The organism is Nitrincola alkalisediminis (assembly GCF_009821115.1).
In the GTDB taxonomy this organism is placed as follows: Bacteria; Pseudomonadota; Gammaproteobacteria; order Pseudomonadales; family Balneatricaceae; genus Nitrincola; species Nitrincola alkalisediminis.
Map to the genome: position 1 here is coordinate 213,443 of NZ_VYTY01000002.1, position 23,861 is coordinate 237,303.

At 46.3% G+C, this 23,861-nt stretch carries 23 protein-coding genes; 10 read left to right on the forward strand and 13 right to left on the reverse strand.

Going from position 1 to position 23,861, the window contains the following annotated elements; all coding sequences use genetic code 11:
* Window positions 1–422: 422 nt before the first annotated feature.
* Window positions 423–1,199 (reverse strand): DUF3750 domain-containing protein, encoded by a 777-nt coding sequence (locus F5971_RS04150; protein ID WP_193494219.1) that lies wholly within the window; start codon window positions 1,197–1,199, stop codon window positions 423–425.
* A gap of 113 nt (window positions 1,200–1,312) precedes the next feature.
* Between F5971_RS04150 and F5971_RS04155 the strand changes: the two genes are divergently transcribed.
* The 4 genes from F5971_RS04155 to F5971_RS04170 all read left to right on the forward strand — a co-directional run bounded on the left by F5971_RS04155 (window position 1,313) and on the right by F5971_RS04170 (window position 5,333).
* A complete protein-coding gene (locus tag F5971_RS04155; RefSeq protein WP_193494221.1) occupies window positions 1,313–3,907 on the forward strand; it encodes a bifunctional diguanylate cyclase/phosphodiesterase in 2,595 nt (864 codons plus the stop codon).
* A 102-nt stretch (window positions 3,908–4,009) separates the two neighbouring features.
* Window positions 4,010–4,447 carry an OsmC family protein gene (locus tag F5971_RS04160; RefSeq protein ID WP_036511436.1) on the forward strand — a complete coding sequence of 146 codons (438 nt, stop codon included), beginning with the start codon at window positions 4,010–4,012 and terminating at the stop codon, window positions 4,445–4,447.
* 17 nt (window positions 4,448–4,464) lie between these two features.
* The gene (locus F5971_RS04165; RefSeq protein ID WP_193494224.1) at window positions 4,465–4,905 is read left to right on the forward strand and encodes a YeeE/YedE family protein; all 441 of its coding nucleotides are present in this window, start codon (window positions 4,465–4,467) and stop codon (window positions 4,903–4,905) included.
* A 2-nt stretch (window positions 4,906–4,907) separates the two neighbouring features.
* A complete protein-coding gene (locus F5971_RS04170) occupies window positions 4,908–5,333 on the forward strand; it encodes a DUF6691 family protein (protein ID WP_036511430.1) in 426 nt (141 codons plus the stop codon).
* 103 nt (window positions 5,334–5,436) lie between these two features.
* On the opposite strand, the gene F5971_RS04175 is transcribed toward F5971_RS04170, so the two are convergent.
* Window positions 5,437–6,777, reverse strand: a complete 1,341-nt coding sequence (locus F5971_RS04175; protein ID WP_193494226.1) for a sigma-54 interaction domain-containing protein — start codon at window positions 6,775–6,777, stop codon at window positions 5,437–5,439.
* 224 nt (window positions 6,778–7,001) lie between these two features.
* On the opposite strand from F5971_RS04175, the gene F5971_RS04180 reads away from it, so the two are divergent.
* From F5971_RS04180 to F5971_RS04200, 5 genes are all read left to right on the forward strand, one after another.
* A complete protein-coding gene (locus F5971_RS04180) occupies window positions 7,002–8,585 on the forward strand; it encodes a cytochrome ubiquinol oxidase subunit I (protein ID WP_193494228.1) in 1,584 nt (527 codons plus the stop codon).
* A gap of 20 nt (window positions 8,586–8,605) precedes the next feature.
* Window positions 8,606–9,748 (forward strand): cytochrome d ubiquinol oxidase subunit II, encoded by a 1,143-nt coding sequence (gene cydB / locus F5971_RS04185; RefSeq protein ID WP_343042554.1) that lies wholly within the window; start codon window positions 8,606–8,608, stop codon window positions 9,746–9,748.
* Window positions 9,749–9,770: 22 nt separating this feature from the next.
* Entirely contained in the window at window positions 9,771–9,869 is a 99-nt protein-coding gene (gene cydX / locus F5971_RS04190) for a cytochrome bd-I oxidase subunit CydX (protein WP_081763831.1), read from the forward strand.
* A gap of 194 nt (window positions 9,870–10,063) precedes the next feature.
* Entirely contained in the window at window positions 10,064–10,948 is an 885-nt protein-coding gene (locus tag F5971_RS04195; protein ID WP_193494231.1) for an MBL fold metallo-hydrolase, read from the forward strand.
* Window positions 10,949–10,996: 48 nt separating this feature from the next.
* Complete coding sequence (locus F5971_RS04200; protein ID WP_193494233.1) at window positions 10,997–12,703, forward strand: SulP family inorganic anion transporter; 1,707 nt, start codon at window positions 10,997–10,999, stop codon at window positions 12,701–12,703.
* 126 nt (window positions 12,704–12,829) lie between these two features.
* On the opposite strand, the gene F5971_RS18650 is transcribed toward F5971_RS04200, so the two are convergent.
* Window positions 12,830–12,955 carry a hypothetical protein gene (locus F5971_RS18650; protein WP_272944835.1) on the reverse strand — a complete coding sequence of 42 codons (126 nt, stop codon included), beginning with the start codon at window positions 12,953–12,955 and terminating at the stop codon, window positions 12,830–12,832.
* 361 nt (window positions 12,956–13,316) lie between these two features.
* On the opposite strand from F5971_RS18650, the gene F5971_RS04205 reads away from it, so the two are divergent.
* The gene (locus F5971_RS04205) at window positions 13,317–14,378 is read left to right on the forward strand and encodes a sulfate ABC transporter substrate-binding protein (RefSeq protein WP_246187757.1); all 1,062 of its coding nucleotides are present in this window, start codon (window positions 13,317–13,319) and stop codon (window positions 14,376–14,378) included.
* A gap of 21 nt (window positions 14,379–14,399) precedes the next feature.
* Here the strand turns inward: F5971_RS04205 and F5971_RS04210 are convergent, their stop codons facing one another.
* The 10 genes from F5971_RS04210 to F5971_RS04255 all read right to left on the reverse strand — a co-directional run bounded on the left by F5971_RS04210 (window position 14,400) and on the right by F5971_RS04255 (window position 23,765).
* Window positions 14,400–15,215, reverse strand: coding sequence for an alpha/beta fold hydrolase (locus F5971_RS04210; RefSeq protein ID WP_193494235.1), 816 nt, complete (start codon window positions 15,213–15,215; stop codon window positions 14,400–14,402).
* A gap of 34 nt (window positions 15,216–15,249) precedes the next feature.
* Window positions 15,250–15,612, reverse strand: coding sequence for a MerR family transcriptional regulator (locus F5971_RS04215; RefSeq protein ID WP_036511419.1), 363 nt, complete (start codon window positions 15,610–15,612; stop codon window positions 15,250–15,252).
* Window positions 15,584–15,895, reverse strand: a complete 312-nt coding sequence (gene ihfA, locus F5971_RS04220; protein ID WP_036511417.1) for an integration host factor subunit alpha — start codon at window positions 15,893–15,895, stop codon at window positions 15,584–15,586. Before ihfA ends, F5971_RS04215 begins: the two co-directional genes overlap by 29 nt.
* A gap of 16 nt (window positions 15,896–15,911) precedes the next feature.
* Window positions 15,912–18,290: a phenylalanine--tRNA ligase subunit beta gene (gene pheT / locus F5971_RS04225; protein ID WP_193494237.1), complete on the reverse strand. Its 2,379-nt coding sequence runs from the start codon at window positions 18,288–18,290 to the stop codon at window positions 15,912–15,914.
* A gap of 48 nt (window positions 18,291–18,338) precedes the next feature.
* On the reverse strand, window positions 18,339–19,322 hold the full coding sequence (gene pheS / locus F5971_RS04230) for a phenylalanine--tRNA ligase subunit alpha (RefSeq protein WP_036511413.1): 984 nt from the start codon (window positions 19,320–19,322) through the stop codon (window positions 18,339–18,341).
* Window positions 19,323–19,414: 92 nt separating this feature from the next.
* Window positions 19,415–19,771 carry a 50S ribosomal protein L20 gene (rplT, locus tag F5971_RS04235; RefSeq protein WP_036511410.1) on the reverse strand — a complete coding sequence of 119 codons (357 nt, stop codon included), beginning with the start codon at window positions 19,769–19,771 and terminating at the stop codon, window positions 19,415–19,417.
* Window positions 19,772–19,816: 45 nt separating this feature from the next.
* Window positions 19,817–20,011 (reverse strand): 50S ribosomal protein L35, encoded by a 195-nt coding sequence (rpmI, locus tag F5971_RS04240; protein WP_036511408.1) that lies wholly within the window; start codon window positions 20,009–20,011, stop codon window positions 19,817–19,819.
* A gap of 103 nt (window positions 20,012–20,114) precedes the next feature.
* Window positions 20,115–20,654, reverse strand: a complete 540-nt coding sequence (gene infC, locus F5971_RS04245; protein WP_089503629.1) for a translation initiation factor IF-3 — start codon at window positions 20,652–20,654, stop codon at window positions 20,115–20,117.
* A gap of 20 nt (window positions 20,655–20,674) precedes the next feature.
* Complete coding sequence (gene thrS / locus F5971_RS04250) at window positions 20,675–22,591, reverse strand: threonine--tRNA ligase (protein WP_036511402.1); 1,917 nt, start codon at window positions 22,589–22,591, stop codon at window positions 20,675–20,677.
* A 184-nt stretch (window positions 22,592–22,775) separates the two neighbouring features.
* Window positions 22,776–23,765 carry a 2-hydroxyacid dehydrogenase gene (locus F5971_RS04255; protein ID WP_036511399.1) on the reverse strand — a complete coding sequence of 330 codons (990 nt, stop codon included), beginning with the start codon at window positions 23,763–23,765 and terminating at the stop codon, window positions 22,776–22,778.
* Between the last annotated feature and the right edge of the window lie 96 nt (window positions 23,766–23,861).

A 23,861-nucleotide genomic window follows, 5' to 3' on the forward strand; every position in this document is an offset into this window, starting at 1 on the left:
CTAATTCGAGGAACCAATATACCAAGCCAATTCTTATCCGACACGCTCTCAATAGCTTCTTTTCAATCATAGAGCCAAGGACTAAGCTCCACATCAAAGCAACTAAGAACAAGCTCTACACGGAACTCTTTCTGAAGTAACAGAACCCACTGGCTGTTTTTTGACTCGGAACTAGCATTGAGCCAGTAACTTCTAGACGGACTGGTATTCAATTATAGCTGTAAGGGTGTTGCAGATTCCCTCTCTAACTATATAAAACCACGCTTGAATTTTTCGTGATTTACAATATTGCTGCCGACATCCGCCTCATCCCAAATTTGCAACTCCCACGGGAAGTAAAAATTACTCTTGTTTTTGAAATACACATGCAAGCCACGATAACCACCCTCCCTATCGCGCAAATACCAGTTTTTCAAACCCTATCAACGCCCAGCCTCCACTGGCATACCCAAGCGCCCCACCCCAGGTAAATTAAGTGCAATTGGCCAAAAATCGATTCCCGCGCTCAAGCCAAGCAAATTAACCTCCAAACCTTCCTCAGGTGCTGCAATTAAACCCAGCAAGCCCGACATAGAGACTTGAACGCCCGTACCACTCGGTGCCGTTGCGATGAAACGTCCTTCAGGTAAGTAATCTTTTCCAATCGCCGTCGAAGGTAAATTTAAGCGCAACTCAGGCACTTCTCGTCCTAGATAGGCAATAAACGTATTGCTGTTCGGCCCCGGCCAAAGACGATATTCCCCCCTATGCGGATACACCTCTGCAGCTTGGTACAGCCGCTCAATCAACTGATCAACCTCATCAGTACCTCGTATATCCCGCAGCAAAACGGGATAGCTGCCATACCAATAGCCATCGGCAACTCCTCTTGCAACACGAACAGCATCCCCTCCACGCCCGCGCACGACATTAAAACCTATGACCTCAAGGCGCGTAAAATAGTCTTGGTTTTGTGGCTTGACCGCAATCCACGTATGCACACCCAAAGCACCCCGCCAACGAAACGCACGCGCCGCGTACACCTGAATAATCGCTTCGGACGTAACTGCAGGATCTGGCGCAATGCCCGCACTGTCACGACGTGCTGTTTGCCAATCTTTCGCACGCTCATCATTGGCATTGTGCGAGACAAGCGCACACCCGACAGGGACAATAAAAATTAACACGATCCACAGTAACGCCCTAAGAAGTCGTTTCATTTGTGATATCCTTGCACAGTTTTATAATTGAGAACATTAAGGCTGATTGCATCATCAAATCGACTCAACTTGGATCAGAATAACAAGAGTCAAGCGATTGAGCAGCAACCAACATGGATAGGCAGACCAAGTCAATTGTGATTAAAGACAGATCCACGGGTACCCCATACAGCGTTATTGTCGTTTTTATTGTTACGGCAATCGTTTCGATGCTGATCATCTGGCAGGTTGAATCGCGCAACCAAGACTCAAGACGAAGCGATCTTGCCCTCCATGCACACAATCATGCCAGTTTACTTGAAACGCTTCTAAACCAATCATTATCTGCCAACTATGCCCTCGCTTCTTTAGTGAGAGCAGGTGACGGAGAGGTTCAACATTTTTCTGCAATTGCTGCAAAGTTACACCAACACTATCCGATTGTGTCCCATTTTACACTTTCACCCAATGGCATTGTCTCAGAGGTCTATCCCCTTGAAGGTAATGAGGTGTCATTGGGCTTTAACCAATTAGAAGACTCTATTCAAAACGCAGAAGCTCTACTCGCTAAAGAAAGTGGACTCATGACCTTAGCGGGCCCCGTTGTATTGGTTCAAGGAGGAACGGGTGTCATCGGCCGTTTACCCGTTTTTATGGATCACAATCAAGAGGAAAAATTCTGGGGTTTTACAAATGTCACACTTCGCCTTGGAGAACTGCTACGAATAGCAAACCTCGACACTCTATCTAATCAGAACATTGCATATGCTCTCTGGAAGCTCTCCAACGATGGAGCCCCATCACAACTGATCAGCAGTAACTCCGAACGCATAAGGTCTGACTCTGTCGATGTTATCATTAATGTCCCAAATGGTACTTGGCTTTTAAAGGTTGCTCCGATTCACCTAATCTTTGAAAGTGGGGCATTAGCACTTAAGTTACTTTTAGGCTTATTTATCAGCTCATTAGCCGCTCTTCAAACCTGGTTGATTATAAGTCTACGCCATGATCGCGCTTTTCTCGAAGATCGTGTTACAGAGCGAACAAATGAAATTTTTCAAGCCGAATCCCAGCTAAGAGCTACGCTTGATGCTATTCCTGATCTATTATTTGAAGTCGATATTAAAGGCACAATACATCTTTTCCATTCGCCTAAGAAGGAGCTGCTTTTAGCAAAGCCAGAAGACTTTATCGGACACACATTCGATGATTTTTTGCCGGATGAAGCAAGGGTAATCTGCTATAGTGCACTTAATGAGGCGAATGAAAAGGGCTTTTCTAGCGGTAAATGCTATTCACTTGAAATAGACAATCAATGCCATTGGTTTGAATTATCCGTTTCTAAAAAAGCGGCCTCACCTGACAACTTACCTAGATTCATTTTAATATCAAGAGACATAACGGAACGTAAAACAAACGCATCCAGTATCGAGCGCTTAGCCTTTTACGACCCTTTAACGGGCTTACCCAATCGACGCTTGCTACTTGATCGACTACAACAAGCTCTTGCATGGAATGAACGTCATGAGACCAAAGGCGCTTTACTCTTTATTGACCTTGATAACTTTAAAGTTATCAATGACTCACTTGGGCATGCCGTTGGTGATCTTTTATTGGAAAAAGTCGCCATTCGCCTGAACGCGGCTATACGCAAGGTTGACACGGCAGCTCGCATCGGCGGCGATGAGTTTGTGATTTTATTGTCGGATTTACCAGAAGATACCCATCTTACAGCACTTCATGCCGAACGAGTCGCTTCCAAAATAGCGCAACTGCTACGTAACCCCTTTACACTGCTGGATAATGAATACGTCGTTACCTCAAGCATTGGTATTACCCTCTTCACGTCAGGCCAAGCCTCATTAGATGAAGTGTTACAGCGAGCTGATTTGGCTATGTACCAGGCTAAAAATGCCGGTAAAAATACTATTTGTTTCTTTGACCCAGCGCTGCAAGAGCAAATCGACCACAACTTGGAGCTATCAAGAGGACTGAGGCTAGCGTTAGATTACAATCAGTTTTTCTTAGAGTTTCAACCCCAGGTTAACCGAGAAGGTGCTCTTGTGGGTGCGGAAGCACTGATTCGCTGGCGTCACCCTGAGCTGGGTCTTATCCCTCCCAATCGTTTTATCCCTGTTGCTGAAGAGACAGGCTTGATCATTCCAATCGGCGACTGGGTACTAAAAAATGCATGTAAGCAATTGCACATCTGGAAATCCCACAGCAAAGCCAAGCACCTAACTCTATCCATTAATGTCAGTTCGCGCCAATTTTCCCAATCGAATTTTGTTGAACAGATCAAAGCATGCCTGAATCAATACGAAATTGATCCAAAATGCCTTGAACTTGAACTCACAGAGAGCATGCTAGTGAAAGACCAAAACGATGTGATCACTAAGATGCTCGAACTCAGCAAACTCGGTATTCAAATTTCGTTGGATGATTTTGGCACAGGCTACTCTTCACTGACCTATCTCAAACGCATGCCGATTAAACAGCTCAAAATTGACCAATCCTTTGTCAAAGACATTAACATGGATTTAGACAGTGCAAATCTATGCGATGCGATTATTTCACTTGGCCACAGTCTATCGCTGGAGGTCATTGCCGAAGGCGTTGAAACCCTAGATCAATTTGAGTACCTCGCTCAACGTAACTGCGACCTGTTTCAAGGGTATTATTTTGGAAAACCAAGCTCAGCAGACCAACTTCTTAAGCTGATTTTTTAAGCTTTACTAGTCTATATTGCAAAGACTTTTTACGGATATGTCTTTTAATATCAGTCTCAAACCTATATATTAGACAAAGTTAATAAATAATTGAGGCATAAAATGAGTCAAACTAAAACCATCAATGTTGAAGCTAGTTTAGATCAAGGATTTACGGTACGAGGCGCCATTGGCGAACACTCGTTAGTGATAGATCAACCCGTCTCTGCGAAAGGAGCTGGCTTAGGCCCTACCCCTTTGGAAATGTTCTTGTTTTCACTTGCGGGTTGCATTGGCACCATTGGACGGATTGCCGCTTTTCAAAAAAAGATCAATCTAAAAGGCATGCATATCACAGTCGAAGGTGACTACAACCCAGCTGGGTTACTTGGCAAACCAACGGATGATCGAATGGGCTTTCAGGAGATTCGAATTCGTGCCGTCATTGATGCCGACATGTCGGATGCGGAAAAAGAGGCCTTTCTTGATGAAGTATGCCACCGCTGCCCTTTGCATGACAATACTCGACTTGAAACCCAAGTCGTCCACTCAATCGCGTAATCAGGTCAAGTAGACGGATGGAAATTATTAACTTTACCCCCATCTCCTCATTAATTGGAGGTGGACTCATTGGTCTTGCGGCTGCCTTTCTGCTCGTTTCTAAAGGGCGTATCGCCGGTATTTCGGGTATCGCAGGCGGTATCATTTACCCTGAAAGCAAAGGAGATATGGCATGGCGAATTGCCTTTGTCGCAGGGCTAATTTTAGGCGGACTCATCTATCAGTGGAGCAACATTGGCGTCGGGGTTGAGCATATCCAAGCCATGGCAAGCACACCCACGTTAATTGTTGCAGGACTTCTGGTCGGTATTGGCACACAAATCGGAACGGGCTGCACCAGCGGCCATGGGATTTGCGGTTTAGCACGACGCAGCCCAAGATCATTAGTAGCGACTCTAAGTTTCATGGGCAGCGCGTTAGTCACCGTATTTATTGTCCGGCATCTAGTAGGAGGTTAATTATGGCTGCTTTACCTTGGATTGCGGCATTGCTAGCCGGGACACTTTTTGGCTTAGGACTGTCAGTCGCACAAATGATTGATCCTGCTAAAGTCATTAACTTCCTGGATCTTTTTGGCACTTGGGACCCGTCTTTGGCGCTTGTTATGTTCGGCGGCCTAGTGGTGAATGCCATCATGACACCCTTGATTCTTAAACGTAAACGCCCGATATTGGCCGAACACTTTCGTTTGCCCACAAAGATTGAAATTGATGCAAGACTCATCATCGGTGGCATTATTTTTGGGATAGGTTGGGGATTGGCGGGCTACTGCCCAGGCCCGATTATCACCTCGATAAGCTTTATCAATATGGATATTTTAACGGTATTACTTGCCTTTATTGTTGGGACAGCGGCCACTCGCTGGGTGCTTAACAAAATGAATTAATGCTTTTTTATCTTGTCACTTGTTACGGTTAACCCTACAAATATTTGTAGTGATTTAGACCTTACTCTCCAAGTTAAGCGCGCAACTCTGGCAGCGTTGCGCGTTACTTCAAACGGCTCAATTTGCGATACAAGGTCCTCTCACTGATACCCAGCTGATCCGCCAACTGCTTGTTATCCCCCTTAAAGACCTTCACCAAATGATTCAAATAGCGTTGTTCAAACACATCCAAGGGTAAAATATGCTCAATGCTATCTTGACTGTTAATAACGGACGCTTGCACATCCTCTTCCATTACCAGACACTCTTTTGGCAAGTGCTGAAGATCAATCCGTCCATCGTCGGCCAACAAGACACCTCGCTCAAGTATATTGCGCAATTCGCGAATATTCCCCGGAAACGCATAGCGTTTAAGGACAGATAAAGCAGATTCTGTGATTTGCACAGAGTCACCGCCAACAATTCGCTTCAAAAGCACATCAATGAGCAGAGGCAAATCCTCAGGACGCTCACGCAATGAAGGCAAATCGATAGGAAACGCAGATATACGATAATAAAGATCTTGACGAAAACGACCTTCTTCAACTTGCTGTTTGAGATTACGGTGAGTTGCACAGACTAAACGGAAATCAGCATGCATAGGCTCAATTCCACCCACTGTTCGATAGGTACCGGTTTCAATTAGCCGCAACAATTTCACTTGCTGAGGAAGCGGTATCTCACCGATTTCATCTAAAAAAAGTGTCCCCCCTCGTGCAGCCTCGATCAGACCTTTTTTACGACCAACAGCGCCGGTAAATGCCCCCCGCTCATGCCCAAACAGTTCGCTTTCGAACAGGGACTCTGTCAAGCCAGAACACTCCACCGTCACAAAAGGGCCACGGCTTCGCAAACTCGCATCATGCAACGCACGAGCCGCCAACTCTTTTCCCGTTCCAGACTCACCGAGCAACAAGACAGTGATTGTAGAAGGAGCCGCACGCCTTAGCATCTCCAACATCCGGCTAAATGCAGCCGAACGTCCCACCATTCCCGCCCCTTCTCCGGGTGTCGCTCTCGCCTCCTTTACCAAATGCATGATTTCCAGATAACAAATCACATCATTTTCAGAATTGCGAACGGGCGTCAGCTCAACATCAACATGTTCCTGCCCTTGGTCGGTGTTGTGCAAATGAAGCACGCGTTGTTTCTGCCCCGTTTCCTGGCAACGTTTTAGTGGGCAGGATTCACCCGCTTGATCGCAAGGCACACTGTAACCATGCGACACTTGATAGCAGGTTTTATCCGCCCCTTGTATCTCACCATAAATGGCTTGATAGGCTTGGTTATACGCCAGAATACGATAATCCAGCGACAAAAGAGTTGCAGGCTCCTTAATCACATCCAATATCGAACTCATTTCAGCTAGAGACGTTGCCGTTAAATCCAAGCCTTTGACTGCCATACTCAAAACACCTAACTGCCATTTTTGGCAGTCATTGTCGTACAAGTGTGACAATTTGTCACTTATTCTGGCATATCAATCCGACTAAAATAACGAAACACTGCCTTAAATGGCATGTATTTCAAAAAGAAATAAGCTTATTACTGTTTTTAAAGAATATGGCACGCTTTCTGCCTAAGACTCTTTTGAGTCATCAATCTTAGCTTACCTTTGAGGACACTTGCATGATTACTGAAGAGGTCGTTGACCTTTCGCGTCTGCAATTTGCATTAACCGCGATGTACCACTTTTTGTTCGTTCCACTCACCATAGGCCTCGCCTTTATGCTGGCCATAATGGAGTCCGTCTATGTGATGACGGGTAAACAAATCTATAAGGACATGACCAAATTTTGGGGAAAACTATTCGGTATTAATTTTGCGCTCGGCGTAACCACCGGACTTACAATGGAGTTCCAATTCGGCACCAACTGGTCCTATTACTCTCACTACGTTGGCGATGTGTTTGGTGCAGCGCTTGCTATAGAAGGTTTGATGGCCTTCTTTCTGGAGTCCACGTTTGTGGGCCTCTTTTTCTTTGGCTGGGATCGACTTAGCAAAGTGAAACATCTAATGGTGACTTGGCTTGTCGCCTTGGGATCAAACTTCTCGGCACTCTGGATTTTGGTCGCCAATGGCTGGATGCAGCACCCAGTCGGCGCTGAGTTTAATTACGAAACCATGCGAATGGAAATGACCAGCTTTATGGATCTTGTCATGAACCCGGTTGCACAAGTTAAATTCGTACACACGGTTTCAGCTGGCTATGTAACCGCCGCTATATTTGTCTTATCCATCAGCGCCTACTTTATGCTCAGAGGACGAGATCTCGCCTTTGCACGTCGCTCTTTTGCAATTGCCAGCGCCTTTGGATTGGCCGCATCACTGTCGGTCATCCTACTTGGCGATGAATCTGGCTACGAACTCGGGGATGTACAAAAAACCAAACTAGCCGCCATTGAAGCAGAATGGGAAACACATCCAGCTCCTGCATCGTTCACACTGTTTGGGATTCCTAACAGCGAAACGATGACCACAGATTATGCAATCAAGATCCCCTACGCACTGGGACTGATTGCAACCCGCTCAACAACCGAGGAGGTTAAGGGCATCAAAGATCTGATCGATGAGCATGAAATCCGCATTCGCAATGGCATGAAAGCCTATGAACTGTTACAAACCTTACGGTCAGGCCAAACAGATGCGTTTACTCGCGCTGAATTTGACCGCTATAAGCAGGATTTAGGCTATGGCTTACTCTTGAAGCGATACACTGAGAAGGTCATTGATGCAACCGATGTGCAGATCCAACAAGCGGCTAGAGACACCATCCCACCTGTTGGACCTTTGTTCTGGGCATTCCGCATTATGGTAGCTGCAGGCTTTTGGATGCTACTTCTATTTGCTGTGTGTTTTTACTACACCGCAAAACGCACTGCTTGGCAGAAGCCATGGTTACTGAAAGCAGCACTCTTCACACTTCCTGTTCCTTGGATTGCCTCTGAAGCAGGGTGGTTTGTAGCCGAATTTGGCCGTCAACCTTGGGCCGTCGGTGAAATTCTACCGACGTTTACCGCCGTATCTGTCCTAACCGCCAATCAGATCTTGTCGAGCCTAATCTTATTTCTCGTGTTTTATACCGTCTTAGCCATCATCGAGATTTATTTGATGCAACGGTTCATTCGGATTGGACCCAGCAGCTTACATACTGGTCGCTATCATTTTGAGCAAGCGGGCGCCACGTCTTCAAGCACAAGGGTCCGAGCTTAACACTCGAAGGAGCAACATACATGATTTTTGATTATGAAACCTTAAAGCTTGCCTGGTGGATACTCATAGGTGTCTTACTCATCGGCTTTGCGATCACAGATGGCTTCGATATGGGGGCATGCGCCCTACTCCCCTTGGTTGCGAAAACCGATGATGAACGCCGAGTCGTTATCAATACCATGGCTCCGCATTGGGATGGTAACCAAGTGTGGTTTATCACAGCTGGGGGAGCTCTTTTCGCGGCATGGCCTTTGGTGTATGCCGCGGCCTTCTCTGGGCTTTACTGGGCCATGATGCTGGTGCTTTTTGCTCTCTTTATGCGCCCTGTAGGCTTTGACTATCGCTCAAAAATGGACGATCCACGCTGGCGAAATGCATGGGACTGGGCGCTCGTCGTCGGTGGAGCCGTCCCTGCCCTTGTATTCGGCATTGCATTTGGAAATCTGCTGCAAGGCGTTCCCTTCCAATACGATGAATTGTTACGCCCATCCTATCATGGCAGCTTTTTTTCGCTGTTGAATCCATTTGCGTTGCTGTGCGGCATCATCAGCTTAACCATGCTAGCCTTGCATGGCGCAACCTGGATACAAATGCGCACTCAAGATAAGGTCGAAGAAAGAGCAAGATCCCTAGCAAAACGCCTAGCCGTTTTACTGATGGCTACTTTTGCAATCGCGGGTATTTGGCTGGCTTGGAGCATTGAAGGCTACATGATCATCAGCCTGCCTGAAAAAGGCGGAGCTGCCAACCCCTTACTCAAGGAAGCCATCAAAGCCTCTGGCGCATGGTTGCACAACTATGCGGTACAACCTGCGACACTTATTGCCCCCATTTTGGCGTTTGTGGGTGCTATCGCTGCAGGTATCTTCAGCCATGTCCGCTATACAGGCCTTAGCTTTATTAGCAGTGCAACCGCTGTAACGGGTGTTATTTTAACGGCCGGATTCTCAATGTTTCCTTTCGTTATGCCTTCTAGCCTTATCCCAAGCCACAGTCTAACACTCTGGGATGCGGCCTCCAGCGCCGGAACACTGATGGTCATGACATGGGCTGCGATTATCTTTGTCCCCATCATACTGGGCTATACATTTTGGTGTTATCGCGCTATGTGGCAAAAAATTGGGGTTAGATTCATTAAAGAGAACCCTCACTCCCTCTATTAAATTGACACATGAGGTGTTAACTATGTGGTATTTCGCGTGGATATTGGGCGTTCTACTCGCCTGTGCATTCGGCATCATCAATGTAATGTGGTTAGAAGCCGAAGAAATCGATAAGGATTAACTCGTCCATCTCAAGGCAGGCATCACAAGATCCCTGCCTTTTTTATCTTCATTCACATCCTACAGCTTCATTTATTTTAATATTAGACTTCATTAATATCTTTTATTGGCAAAATAGACACAAAAGGAATAAGCTTATAACAAATATAGAGATCAAGCAGACTCTATCCGTTACCCAATTTGAAGAGGTGCATGATGAGCTTAACAGATGTAACACAAAAACCGATTGTCACCACGTTCTTTGATGAACCCACCAATACCTTCAGCTACGTTGTAAAAGACCCAAACTCTAATGCCTGTGCCATTATCGACTCCGTACTCGACTTCGATTATGCATCAGGTCGTACAGATGTCCGCTCGGCAGATGCCATTATTGAACACATACGCCATGAAGGCTTAAACGTTGAGTGGATTTTGGAAACACACGTTCATGCCGACCACCTATCAGCAGCGCCTTATCTGCATGAGCATCTAGGCGGTAAAACGGGCATAGGGGGTAAAATCGTCGACGTGCAAACGATCTTTGGCAAAGCCTTTAATGCCGGAACCGAATTTGCTCGCGATGGCAGTCAATTCGACCAACTTTTTGAGGAAGGTGACCGCTTTACTATTGGCAAAATAGAAGGCTATGTACTGCATACTCCAGGCCATACGCCTGCCTGCTTAACCTATGTGATTGGTGATAGCGCCTTTGTTGGGGATACACTTTTCATGCCTGATTACGGAACAGCACGCTGCGATTTTCCGGGTGGAGATGCACGTACTTTGTTTCGTTCGATCCAAAAGGTTTTAAGCCTTCCCCAAGACACTCGTTTATTTTTATGTCATGACTACAAGGCACCTGGACGTGATCACTATGAACATGAAACCACTGTAGCCGCTCAACTCGCAGCGAATATTCATGTTCATCAGGGGGTTTCTGAAGACGAGTTCGTCACCATGCGGACCACTCGCGATGCACAACTTGAGATGCCAAGACTGATATTACCTTCGGTACAGGTCAATATGCGTGGAGGCAAAATGCCGCCAGCAGAAGACAACGGGCAAACTTACTTAAAAATACCGATTAATCTTTTCTAATTTGCAGGAGTTTTTTTCTATCCCTGATCGTCACACTAGGATGACACCATGAACCTTAAACGCTTTTTTCCCATTACTGAATGGCTGCCTCAGTATCGGCTGGACACCCTAAATCAAGACATATTGGCAGCCGTTATTGTGACGATCATGCTCATTCCTCAATCACTGGCCTATGCCATGCTAGCAGGCTTACCCCCAGAGGTAGGCCTCTATGCCAGCATTGCTCCTTTGATTTTATACGCTGTATTTGGCAGCAGCCGAACACTGGCCGTCGGCCCCGTTGCTGTCATTTCGTTGATGACCGCTGTTGCAGCCGGGCAATTAGCACAGCAAGGCACACCCGAATACATAGGCGCGGTCTTAATCCTCACACTGCTTTCAGGTCTGATGCTAACACTGATGGGACTTCTTAGACTTGGATTTTTAGCCAACTTTTTGAGTCACCCCGTTATTTCTGGGTTTATCACAGCCTCAGGCATTATTATTGCCGCCAGTCAGCTAAAGCACTTATTTGGCGTTCAGATTTCAGGCCATCATCTACCCGAAATACTGATGTCACTCATACACGAAATCCAGCACACCAATACCCCCACGCTGTTACTCGGCCTGGGTAGTTTGCTCTTTTTGTATGCAACCCGCGCAGGGCTTCAATCGCTACTCGTTAAGATAGGGTTGAATCACTACCTAGCCGGCATGCTCACTAAAACGGCTCCCATTTTAGCGGTGGTGATGACAACTTGGATAACTTTTCATTACCGTTTGGATCTGCAGGGGGTTGCTGTGGTTGGCCAAATTCCATCCGGACTTCCATCACTGAGCTTGCCCTCAATTGACCTAGAAATGTGGCAGTCACTTTGGATGGGAGCACTGTTGATCAGTTTAGTTGGATTTGTCGAGTCAGTATCCGTTGGACAAACCTTAGCGGCAAAGCGACGTCAACGAATTGATCCGGACCAAGAGCTAATTGGATTAGGAGCGTCAAACCTAGGAGCCGCGATCAGCTCAGGAATGCCTGTCACGGGTGGTTTTTCGCGCTCCGTGGTTAACTTCGATGCGGGTGCCCAAACACCTGCGGCAGGTGCATTCACCGCCTTGGGAATTATTTTTGCGACCCTTTGGTTAACACCGTTGATTGCCTATCTACCCTTGGCGACGTTAGCAGCGACGATTATTGTTGCTGTTTTGTCCTTAGTCGATTTCAAAGCGATTTTTCACACCTACCATTACTCAGGCAGCGACTTTTCCGCTATGCTCGCCACCATCCTTGTCACCTTGGGAGCTGGCGTTGAAGCGGGGATTATTGTCGGCGTTTTACTCTCAATTCTCATTCATTTATACCGTACCAGCCGCCCTCATAGCGCGATTATTGGTCGCGTGACTGGAACAGAACACTTCAGAAACATTGATCGTCATAGTGTCGAAACCAACCCTGACATCGCAATTCTAAGAGTCGATGAAAGCCTGTATTTTGCCAATGCTCGCTACCTTGAGGATAGGGTTGCGGCACTGGTTAAGCATCAATCGGAACTCAAGCATCTGGTTTTAGCCTGCCAAGCAATTAACTATATTGATGCCTCTGCTTTAGAGAGCTTAGAAACGATTAATGAGCGACTCAAGGAAGCTGATATTTGCTTACACTTTGCTGAAATTAAAGGCCCCGTCATGGACAGGTTGAACAATGTTAACTTTTTTGATCATATTAGCGGCCGAGTTTTCTTAAGCACATTTGATGCATGGAAATACCTCACCCCATAAGTTCGCCATCAACGACCTAAACTCAAAATCCAAGCCATGCTCAACTCTACAAAAAAAAGCCCACAAGATGAGATGTGGGCGCTGCAAAATGGGTGAGATAACAAGAGCTGAAGCAAACAGGTTAGATCATGTCAGTAACACACTGATTTGAACAATCAGAGGTAAAATAGCGACCAAGAACCCACCTACAATTAACGTAATTGAGGGGTAGAGCCCAAGTGTTTCATAGGCTTCTTGAGTGATGTTAGCCATCGCCTCTCTCCTTTAAATAATGAGTACTTACTTATATATTGCATAATAGATGCCAAGTTTTTACTCGAACAATAAAACTTATAATTAATTGATTTATATATACATTTCTAAAAATAGCTTTTATTTTTAAAAAATGGAGGAAGGGCCTTAAGCTTTCCATGACACAAATGACATAGCATTTACAAAATTTGTCATTGAATGTCATACAGTGCAATCCACACTCCTCTAACCTGCGCGATAATTTGTATAAAAACCATCCTTTATATTCAAAAAAGAAATTAACATTTAACTTTTAATTCTTTTTAAATATAAAAACAATGCCGTATGCTTGCCACTGTCTGCAATCAAGGAAATTACGGCAATGAGCTCTATTCAAAAACACGGGTTGATTCGGCTGCTCATCAGCCTGACAATTTTTTTCTCGACAACACTCCTGGCAAAAGATCTTGAAATTCTGAACGTGTCCTACGATCCAACACGAGAGTTCTATCAAGACTTTAATCATGCATTTAAGGAGCACTGGGAAGCCGAGCACGGACAAACCGTCAATATCCGTATGTCTCACGGAGGGTCGGGACGTCAGGCACTATCCGTCATGCAAGGCTTGGCTGCAGATATCGTGACCTTAGCTCTCGCCTACGACATTGATATGATTGCTGAACGAACGTCTCGCATAGAAACAGATTGGCAGGACAAGCTCCCCCTTGCTTCATCACCTTATACCTCAACGATTGTTTTTCTGGTCAGACAGGGTAACCCTAAGAACATTCAAGATTGGTCTGATCTCGTGCGCGAAGATGTGGCGGTGATTTCACCCAATCCGAAAACATCGGGTGGCGCACGCTGGAATTATTTAGCAGCTTGGGGATTCGCCTATATTGATGCGCTGCAAGGCTTAGACAAACTATCCAGTGCTGACGCATCCGAACAGGCCGAAGCGCACGCAAAAGCACAAAGCTTTGTGCAACAGCTATTCCGAAATGTTACGGTCATGGATACAGGTGCTAGAGCATCCAGCAATAGTTTTATTGAGCGCGGCATGGGAGATGTGTTAATTGCATGGGAAAACGAAGCACTCATGGCACTCAACGCTTTTGAAAGCCATGGCTTTGAGCTAATCGTCCCTTCAGTTTCTATTCAAGCAGAACCGCCCGTTGCCGCAGTTACGGCCAATAATGAACGTAAGGGCAATCATCAAGTCGTTAACGAATACTTAAACTACCTTTACTCACCTGTTGGACAAGCAATTGCTGCCAAGTACTATTTTCGACCTCAGTATCAAGAACATGCCGATGAAAAAGATTTAGCAGCCTTCCAAGCAATAGAGCTCTTTAGACTCGATGATATTTTCGGCAATTGGAAAGAAGTGCAGGACACGCATTTTAGCAATGGCGGTATTTTTGACCAAATCACTCGACGCTAATACACATCTAAGGCGAGTCGGCTAGGACTCGCCTTTCAATTCATCTTGTAAAATCTGAGTAAGGCAATGGCGTGTGACATCGGGATGTTCGAGTGGGAACATATGCCCTCCTGGCACATGATAGCAGTCAAATCCCCTCTTCTTAAGTTTAGCGATACGGGCATCCGTCATTAGATCGCTGTCTTCACCCCGTATAATCGCAACAGGCACCTGGATCTTCCTATGACTGCGGCTCAAGTGGTCTGCAAGATGGCGAAATATCTCGATTTCAACCTTCGGTTCGAACCTAAGGCGTATACCTCCCTTTGGATCTGGCTCAGTACCCGACACAACATAATCTTTTAACGCTTGAGGATGAAAATTCTTAAAAAGACGCTTTTGACCAAAATAGGCCTCAGCAGACGTCACATCCGGCCAATGACTGCGACGCCCTCGTGTAATGCCTGCGGGTGTCACCTTATCAATAAACCCTAAGCGTTTAGCGAGTTTTAAGCCCAGACTATCCCAGCCCATCATTAAAGGAGGATCGAGTAACACCACCCGCCTAAAGCGATGAGGTGCTTTTAGTGCGGCCATATACGTCACAACTGAACCCAATGAATGGCCAACACCAATGACCGGTTGATCACCAAAGGTTTCATGTAGGTGCAACAACAACTCATCCACGAGGTTTTGCCAATTATGATTCACTGGAAAATCTGGATGATGGCCTAATTTATCAAGTACGTGAATATCCCAATCCGAACGCATCGGATCGAGGAGTACGCGATACGAGCCTCCGGGAAAACCATTTGCATGAGCAAAATGAAGAGGGGGACGCTTCAAAATCGAATTCATAGCAGTCTCAACCTTGAGTCGATGAAAAGATCACCTATTTATGCGATTTAAGAATTTTGAGAATATCATCCAACTCATTAATGGTTTGACGAATGAGCTGCTGATAGCGTGCTGAGTCATCACCAGCGACTTCACCCGTTAACCACTGACGAGCGCCCGTGATGGTAAAACCCTGTTCATACAACAAACTGCGTATTTGGCGGATAAGCAATAAATCCTGACGTTGGTAATAACGACGGTTATTGCGCTTTATGGGCTGTATCTGCTTAAACTCCTGCTCCCAATAACGCAATACATGTGGCTTGAGGTCGCAGAGTTCTGCGGCCTCGCCAATGGTAAAATAGCGTTTACTCGGGATAGGGTCCAGATCAGGACTCTTCTCTCCGTGCTCCTGCATAGGTATCCACACGCTCCTTTAATTTCTGACCTGGACGGAACGTCACTACCCGCCGTGCAGAGATCGGGACCTCCTCTCCTGTTTTTGGATTACGACCGGGTCGCTGACGCTTATCCCGTAAGTCAAAATTTCCGAAGCCAGAGAGCTTAACTTGCTCATTTGACGCCAGACATTCACGGATTTCATTAAAAAAAGATTCGACCATCTCTTTTGCTTCGCGCTTATTGAGACCCAGTTCTTCAAATAACCTTTCGGCCATTTCAGCTTTTGTCAAAGAGCCCATGACGTTCACCCTGTCTTTAATCTCTTAACGAGGCTCCGCATTCTTGACTGAGTGCAGAGACAACGGCATTAACACTGTTGTTTATTTCTTCATCAGTAAGAGTGCGCGAAGGATGCTGCCAGGTCAAGCCCAAAGCAAGACTTTTTCTTCCTGCTTCAATACCTTGGCCCTGATACATGTCAAAAAGTCGCATATTTTTAAGAAATTCACCAGCTGTTTTCGCAACAATCGCTTTAACCGTTGAAAAGCTGACTGCTTGATCAACAACAAGAGATAAATCACGTCGCATTTCAGGGAACTTCGATAAAGCCACATAACGCGACAAACGCCCGCTCAAAGCGGCATCTAAGTCTATTTCGAATAAAAATGCAGCAGAGGATACATCAAGCTCATGCACCAACTGTGGATGAAGTGCGCCGATATACCCAACCACTTGCCCCTGAAGCTCAATCGCCGCTGTTTGGCCTGGATGCAATGCCGGATGCTGAGATGCTACAAATGAGAACTGTGCACCCTGCCCGCCTAATCCCAGCAAAGATTCAACATCGCCTTTTAAATCAAAAAAGTCGACCTTGTCTTTACCTGCTGTCCATCCTTCCGCGTCACGATTACCAACAATCACCCCAGCCACCACATTCTGCTGCGTTAAGCCGGCGTCTGATGAAATAAACCTTTGACCTGTCTCAAACAAACGGATCCGCGTTTGCTGACGGTTTTGATTATAGAGTACAGCTTTCATCAAGCCGGGCCATAGGGTTGTGCGCATCACCGCCATTTCAGCCGAAATAGGATTTGCCAACGCCAAAGGCTCATGCTCAGGATCGAACTGCTTGGCAAGCCCTATTTCAATAAAGCTATAGGTAATGGCTTCTTGGTATCCGCGGCTGATTAAGTGTTGACGCAAGCGACTCACGGCTACTTTCGCTTCAGGAATCGGTGGCAAAGGCAACTGCGCCATCGGCGTTCTGACAGGTAGGTTATCGTAGCCATACACGCGCGCGATTTCTTCGATCAAGTCCACTTCGAGCGTAATATCAAAGCGGTACGAAGGAACGCTGACACTCCACTCACGCTCGACATCGGATGTTAACGTCATGCCCAAGCGCGCTAGAATATCTTCAATCACATCAGCAGGCATTGCCATCGCTAACATTGCGTCCACCCGGTCATGTCGCAGGCGAACCACTGGCTGTAGCGGCAAGTGCTCAACAGACACAGCTTCGATCACAGGACCTGGCTGGCCGCCAACGATATCGAGCAGCAATTGCGTTGCACGCTCAATTGCTCTCACCTGCTGCTGCCAGTCTACCCCACGCTCAAAGCGGTGAGAGGAGTCGGTATGCAGCCCGTAATTACGCGCCCGTCCCACGATTGACAAAGGTTGAAAAAATGCACTTTCCAAGAAAATATCCGTGGTGGTTTCTGTAACACTGCTCGACTCACCGCCCATGATACCAGCAATTGCAAGTGCACCTTTATCATCCGCAATCACTAGGGTATCGTCATTGAGAGTGGCATCAGAACCATCCAGCAACCGAATTGTTTCGCCTTGCTCTGCTTTTCTAACCAGAATACGCCCTTCCAGCTTACTCAAGTCAAAGGCATGCATAGGCTGCCCTAACTCTAACAAGACATAGTTTGTCACATCGACCACAGGGTCAATACAGCGAATGCCAGAACGGGCTAACTTGGATGCCATCCAAGCGGGAGTCGTGGCTTGCGGATTAATCCCGCGCAACACTCGCCCTACATAACGAGGACAGTCCTCTGGCGACACCAGCTCAACTGGAAAGACTTCATTTGATTGTGCGGGAATCGCGGGGGTGTCTAGCGTCTTAACGGGCAACTGATTTAACACACCGACTTCGCGTGCCATCCCCACAATACTTAAACAGTCACCACGGTTTGGCGTTAAATCCACATCAATGATCTGATCGTCCAGATTTAAGTAATCTCTTAAATTCAGCCCTAAAGGGGCATCCTCTGGCAACTCCATGATACCTGCATGATCGTCTGAAAGACCCAGCTCATCCTCGGCACATAGCATTCCGAAAGATTCAACTTGACGCAATTTAGCCGCTTTGATTTTGAAATCACCCGGCAGGCAGGCACCTACACGTGCCAAGGCTGTTTTAAGCCCAGCTCGTGCATTGGCTGCACCACAGACGATCTGGAAAGTGTCTGTACCGTCCGACACTTGGCAGACTTGCAACTTGTCAGCATTCGGATGTGGCTGGGCATAAATAATTTGCGCAACAACCACGCCCGAAAAATCACCAGCCACGCCAATAACATCGTCGACTTCTAAACCAGCCAAACTAAGTTGATCTGAAAGTGCCTGAGTATCCAAACTTGGATTAACCCACTCACGTAACCACTGTTCACTAAATTTCATGCGGATGTCCTGAATAATTCTGTGTAAATGACTAAGGTGTTAGGGTGATCAGCTAAACTGCTTTAAAAAGCGCAGATCGTTTTCAAAAAACAACCTTAGATCATTAACGCCGTAGCGAAGCATCGCTAAACGCTCAACCCCCATTCCAAATGCAAAGCCTGTGTACTCTTCAGGATCAATACCTGAGTATTCGAACACTTTTGGATGCACCATTCCACAGCCTAAGACTTCAAGCCATTTGCCATCGCCACGGTCGATATCCACCTCGATTGAGGGCTCAGTAAACGGGAAATAGGAAGGACGAAATCTCACTTTAACGTCTTCTTCAAAGAACTCGCGTAAAAACTGCTCAAGCGTCCCTTTCAAGTCGGCAAAGCTGATGTTTTTATCGATCAATAAGCCTTCTACCTGATGAAACATGGGCGAATGCGTTTGATCATAATCGCAACGGTAAACACGCCCAGGGCAGATAATCCGAATTGGCGGCGCTTTGCTTTCCATCGTACGCACCTGCACAGGTGAGGTATGGGTACGCAATAGAGTATGAGCATCAAAATAAAAAGTGTCGTGCATTGCACGAGCAGGATGATGCGCTGGAATATTCAAGGCTTCGAAGTTGTGATAATCATCTTCAATTTCCGGCCCTTCGGCTACTGTGTATCCAATGCTTCCGAAGAATGCTTCAATACGCTGCATCGTTTTGGTGACAGGATGAAGACCACCGAGTTCATCGCGACGACCCGGAAGAGTGACATCCAGCGTCTCGGATGCCAATTTAGCACTCAAAGCGGCCGCCTCAAGTGCTGACTTACGAGTATCAAGCGCAAATTGTAAGGCGTCTTTTGCTTCGTTAATTAAGGCACCGGCTGCAGGGCGTTCCTCAGCTGACAATTTACCCAAGCCCTTCAGCAACTGGGTAAGCTCACCTTTCTTACCGAGATACTGAACACGAACATCGTCCAGTGCTTTGACATCGACAGCAGTCTCAACCGCCTGTTTGCCTTGTTCCAGGAGGTTTTTCAGATTTTCCATTTAGGAGTGCTCCAGTTACATAAAAAAAGGGAAGAGCATGCGCCCTTCCCCTATCTGAATCAGTCAGTTACCACCAATAGGCGGGTCTTGGCTTATGCCAATGCTGCTTTAGCTTTCTCAACAACAGCTGCAAACGCAACCTGTTGGTGAACGGCTAAATCAGCCAAGACTTTACGGTCAATTTCAACGTTGGCTTTTTTCAAGCCAGAGATGAAACGGCTGTAAGACAGACCATTGATACGGGCAGCCGCATTGATACGCGCAATCCACAACGCACGGAATTGACGCTTACGTTGACGACGGTCACGGTAAGCATATTGACCGGCTTTGATGACCGCTTGCTTAGCAACACGGAATACACGGCTACGAGCACCGTAGTAACCCTTGGCCAGTTTCAGAATTTTTTTATGACGACGACGCGCCACAACACCACGTTTTACGCGAGGCATAACATTTCCTTCCTAATAAATAGCTATTTCTTAACCAATGAACGCTTAGAGCGTAGGCAACATACGTTTAACTAACTTCACGTCAGAAGCATGGACTTGCATCATAGGACGCAATTGACGCTTACGCTTAGTTGACTTTTTGGTCAAAATATGACTTTTATAGGCCTGCTTATGCTTGATACCATTAGCAGTCTTTTTGAAACGCTTTGCCGCACCGCGGACAGTTTTAATCTTAGGCATTAATCTTCTCCACGCATTCGTTTGTTAGTCAGCCAAAACAACATACAACAAAACCCACTTGCTGAAATGATTCATGACAGCCAGCGGGTTTTATGTCATTTGACTATTTCTTTTTCGGAGCCACGACCATGATCATTTGACGGCCTTCCATCTTAGGGCGCTGTTCTACAGTGCCTGCATCAGCCAGATCTTGTTCGATCCGCTCAAGCAACTGCATACCTAGCTCCTGATGGGCCATTTCACGACCACGGAATCTAAGCGTAACCTTAGCCTTGTCTCCGCTTTCAAGGAAACGTATCAGGTTGCGTAGTTTTACCTGATAATCCCCTTCTTCCGTACCCGGACGGAATTTTATTTCCTTGACCTGCATCTGAGTCTGTTTTTTCTTAGCCTCATTTGCTTTTTTCTTCAGTTCGTACTGATGCTTACCATAGTCCATTATCTTACAGACAATGGGGTCAGCTTCAGAAATCTGAACTAGGTCAAGTTCAGCTTCTTGAGCCATCTCAAGCGCTTGATTGATAGCGACTACACCAACCTGCGAACCGTCAGCTCCGATCAAACGAACCTGGGTTGCACGAATATTCTCATTTATGGGTGGCAGCGGACCACGGCTACCACGTTTAGTTTCACGCCTGATAATTCTATCTCCTGACGAATTTTTTATTGTTGGTCAGACTTGTTGCTGATGTCCTGAAGCAAATGCTCAGTCAATTCGGCAAGTGTCAATGTACCAAGATCTGAGCCGGAGCGCGTACGCACTGCAACGGAGCCAGATTCAACCTCTTTGTCACCTACCACAAGAAGGTAAGGAACTTTTTGTAAAGTATGCTCGCGGATTTTAAAGCCGATCTTCTCGTTTCTCAAGTCTAGATTCGATCGAATTCCAGCTTTTTCGAGTGTTTCGTGTACTTTTTTACAAAAATCCGCTTGTTTATCCGTAATATTCAGCACGACCGCTTGTACAGGCGACAACCAAGTTGGCAACGCCCCCGCGTAATGCTCAATCAAAATACCAATAAAGCGCTCAAAAGAACCCAAAATCGCTCTATGAAGCATCACAGGAACTTCACGCTCACCGGCTTCATTGACAAACTGAGCACCAAGACGGCCCGGCATTGAAAAATCAACCTGTATAGTACCACACTGCCACACGCGACCGAGACAATCTTTTAACGAAAACTCGATTTTAGGACCATAAAAAGCACCTTCGCCAGGCAGCTCTTGCCAATCAAGGTTAGCCGTGTTCAAGGCATCAGCCAAGGCTTTTTCGGCTTTATCCCAGCTTTCATCAGAGCCCACGCGCTTTTCAGGGCGAGTCGAGAGCTTGTAAATAATGTCTTTGAAGCCGAAGTCTCGATAAACCTCATGAAGAAACTCAATAAAATCGGCCACCTCTTGCTGAATAGACTGCTCAGAACAAAAGATATGCGCATCGTCTTGAACAAAACCACGAACACGCATAATACCGTGCAGCGCACCGGAAGGCTCATTTCGATGGCACGAGCCAAACTCAGCCAAACGCAAAGGCAAGTCACGGTATGAACGCAAGCCTTGATTGAACACCTGTATATGACACGGGCAGTTCATTGGCTTAATAGCGAAATCTCGGCTCTCTGAATTTGTGGTAAACATTTCCTCATGGAACTTGTCCCAGTGCCCTGACTTTTCCCAAAGTGTGCGTTCCACCACCTGCGGCGTTTTAATCTCTTGATATCCGTGTTCACGCTGCTTTCTGCGCATGTATTGTTCAATTTGTTGATAAATTGTCCAACCATTTGGATGCCAAAACACCATGCCAGGCGCTTCTTCCTGCATATGGAACAAATGTAGAGCTTTACCAAGCTTACGATGATCGCGTTTTTCGGCTTCTTCTAAGCGAAATAGATACTCTTTTAGATCCTTTTTATCGCCCCAAGCTGTGCCGTAAATGCGTTGCAGCATTTCATTATTGGAATCACCTCTCCAATAGGCACCTGCAACCTTCATAAGTTTGAATACTTTTATATGGCCCGTGGACGGTACGTGAGGTCCACGGCAGAGGTCGATAAAATCACCTTGCTTATAAAAGGATAACGGCTGATCGCTAGGGATATCATTGATGATTTCAACCTTATACGACTCACCCATTTCTTCAAACAGAGCGACTGCCTCTTCCCGGCTCATTAATGAACGCGACACCGCCAGATTCTGCTTTGACAGCTCGTTCATACGCGCTTCAATTTTTTCAAGGTCTTCTGGCGTAAACGAACGCTCATACGCAAAGTCGTAATAAAAACCGTTGTCAATGACGGGGCCAATAGTGACTTGAGCGCCCGGAAATAGATCCTGAACCGCCATCGCCATTAAATGCGCACACGAGTGGCGAATAATATCGACGCCCTCATCGTCACGTGCCGTCACAATTGCCAAGTGCACATCTTCAGTGATGGTATAGCTTGTATCGACGAGTTGACCGTTGATTTTACCGGCTAGAGCCGCTTTTGCTAAACCTGTTCCGATATTTGCAGCGACATCAAAAACAGAAACGGGATGATCAAAGCTACGCGAGCTTCCATCAGGAAGAGTAATTACAGGCATGACAATATCCTTACCTTAGTGGTGGCCCCTACGACAGGCCACATAAGCAATTAAATGCTGGAAAATAAAAGCCGTACAAACCAAGTACAGCGTGTAGAAGTATATCAAACCCCGTCGCATTAACCAACCAAGCCTTCTACTTGAGATGACCCTAACCTATCATCGGAGACTTGGGTTCAACTCATCACGCAACTTGATGACAACAGGCACCCGTCGTATTTAACTCACGTAAATTGCTTAAGGTAATTTCAGCTATTTGGGTCAATGCTTCTTCCGTAAAAAACCCTTGATGTCCCGTAATGAGCACATTTGGAAAAGTCATTAAACGAGACAAGTCATCATCCGTTAATATTTCATCGGAAAGATCCCGAAAAAAGAACTCACTTTCCTGCTCATACACGTCCAAGGCTAAATACCCTATTTGCCCCGATTTAAGTGCTAAAATAGCTGCTCGAGTATCAACCAACCCTCCTCGGCTCGTGTTGACTAGCATCACACCGCGTTTCATGTCGGCAATAGCAGGCCCATTAATTAAGTGATGATTTTCAGGGGTCAAAGGACAATGCAAACTAATAATATCAGCGCGTGAATAAAGCTCATCTAAGCGAACGTAGGTTCCACCGATGGCTAAAAAAGCATCACTTGGATAGGGATCATATCCCAACACTTGGCAACCGAACCCCTTTAGGATGCGTGCAGTCGCAAGCCCTATCTGTCCCGTGCCGATAACCCCTACGGTTTTTTGATGCAGATTAAAGCCCAGCAAGCCATTTAATTGGAAATTACTTTCACGAACCCGGTTATACGCTCGATGCGTATGCCGATTGAGCGTTAATATCAAAGCCAAGGTGTGTTCGGCGACCGCCTCTGGCGAATAACCTGGCACTCGAACCACTTTAATCCCTAGCGCCTTAGCGGAGTCAAGATCAACTTGATTAAATCCAGCGCAGCGTAGCGCAATCCACTTAACGCCGTGACGATGCAGTGCATGTAAGCATGCACTGTCTAATTGGTCGTTAACAAAGGCACACACGGCTTCAGCACCTGCCGCTAAGCGTGCGGTTTGCACATTCAACGGAGCCTCAAGATACTCCAACTCAAAACCAAAGTGTTGATTGGCCTTATCAAAAAAAGTTTTGTCGTAGGCTTGTGCACTAAAAAATTTTACGTTCATCCTAAAGACTCCATATTTAGTCTGCAGACATAAGGTACGCCTGCGCTTCGCTCAAGCATAGCCAGAACCCCCTTACTCATTCTAGCAAAAACAAGC

Coding starts and splice junctions, on each gene's coding strand:
- F5971_RS04150 (WP_193494219.1), bottom strand. CDS start 1,199: ATGAAACGACTTCTTAGGGCGTTACTGTGGATCGTGTTAATTTTTATT.
- F5971_RS04155 (WP_193494221.1), top strand. CDS start 1,313: ATGGATAGGCAGACCAAGTCAATTGTGATTAAAGACAGATCCACGGGT.
- F5971_RS04160 (WP_036511436.1), top strand. CDS start 4,010: ATGAGTCAAACTAAAACCATCAATGTTGAAGCTAGTTTAGATCAAGGA.
- F5971_RS04165 (WP_193494224.1), top strand. CDS start 4,465: ATGGAAATTATTAACTTTACCCCCATCTCCTCATTAATTGGAGGTGGA.
- F5971_RS04170 (WP_036511430.1), top strand. CDS start 4,908: ATGGCTGCTTTACCTTGGATTGCGGCATTGCTAGCCGGGACACTTTTT.
- F5971_RS04175 (WP_193494226.1), bottom strand. CDS start 6,777: ATGGCAGTCAAAGGCTTGGATTTAACGGCAACGTCTCTAGCTGAAATG.
- F5971_RS04180 (WP_193494228.1), top strand. CDS start 7,002: ATGATTACTGAAGAGGTCGTTGACCTTTCGCGTCTGCAATTTGCATTA.
- cydB (WP_343042554.1), top strand. CDS start 8,606: ATGATTTTTGATTATGAAACCTTAAAGCTTGCCTGGTGGATACTCATA.
- cydX (WP_081763831.1), top strand. CDS start 9,771: ATGTGGTATTTCGCGTGGATATTGGGCGTTCTACTCGCCTGTGCATTC.
- F5971_RS04195 (WP_193494231.1), top strand. CDS start 10,064: ATGAGCTTAACAGATGTAACACAAAAACCGATTGTCACCACGTTCTTT.
- F5971_RS04200 (WP_193494233.1), top strand. CDS start 10,997: ATGAACCTTAAACGCTTTTTTCCCATTACTGAATGGCTGCCTCAGTAT.
- F5971_RS18650 (WP_272944835.1), bottom strand. CDS start 12,955: ATGGCTAACATCACTCAAGAAGCCTATGAAACACTTGGGCTCTACCCC.
- F5971_RS04205 (WP_246187757.1), top strand. CDS start 13,317: ATGAGCTCTATTCAAAAACACGGGTTGATTCGGCTGCTCATCAGCCTG.
- F5971_RS04210 (WP_193494235.1), bottom strand. CDS start 15,215: ATGAATTCGATTTTGAAGCGTCCCCCTCTTCATTTTGCTCATGCAAAT.
- F5971_RS04215 (WP_036511419.1), bottom strand. CDS start 15,612: ATGCAGGAGCACGGAGAGAAGAGTCCTGATCTGGACCCTATCCCGAGT.
- ihfA (WP_036511417.1), bottom strand. CDS start 15,895: ATGGGCTCTTTGACAAAAGCTGAAATGGCCGAAAGGTTATTTGAAGAA.
- pheT (WP_193494237.1), bottom strand. CDS start 18,290: ATGAAATTTAGTGAACAGTGGTTACGTGAGTGGGTTAATCCAAGTTTG.
- pheS (WP_036511413.1), bottom strand. CDS start 19,322: ATGGAAAATCTGAAAAACCTCCTGGAACAAGGCAAACAGGCGGTTGAG.
- rplT (WP_036511410.1), bottom strand. CDS start 19,771: ATGCCTCGCGTAAAACGTGGTGTTGTGGCGCGTCGTCGTCATAAAAAA.
- rpmI (WP_036511408.1), bottom strand. CDS start 20,011: ATGCCTAAGATTAAAACTGTCCGCGGTGCGGCAAAGCGTTTCAAAAAG.
- thrS (WP_036511402.1), bottom strand. CDS start 22,591: ATGCCTGTAATTACTCTTCCTGATGGAAGCTCGCGTAGCTTTGATCAT.
- F5971_RS04255 (WP_036511399.1), bottom strand. CDS start 23,765: ATGAACGTAAAATTTTTTAGTGCACAAGCCTACGACAAAACTTTTTTT.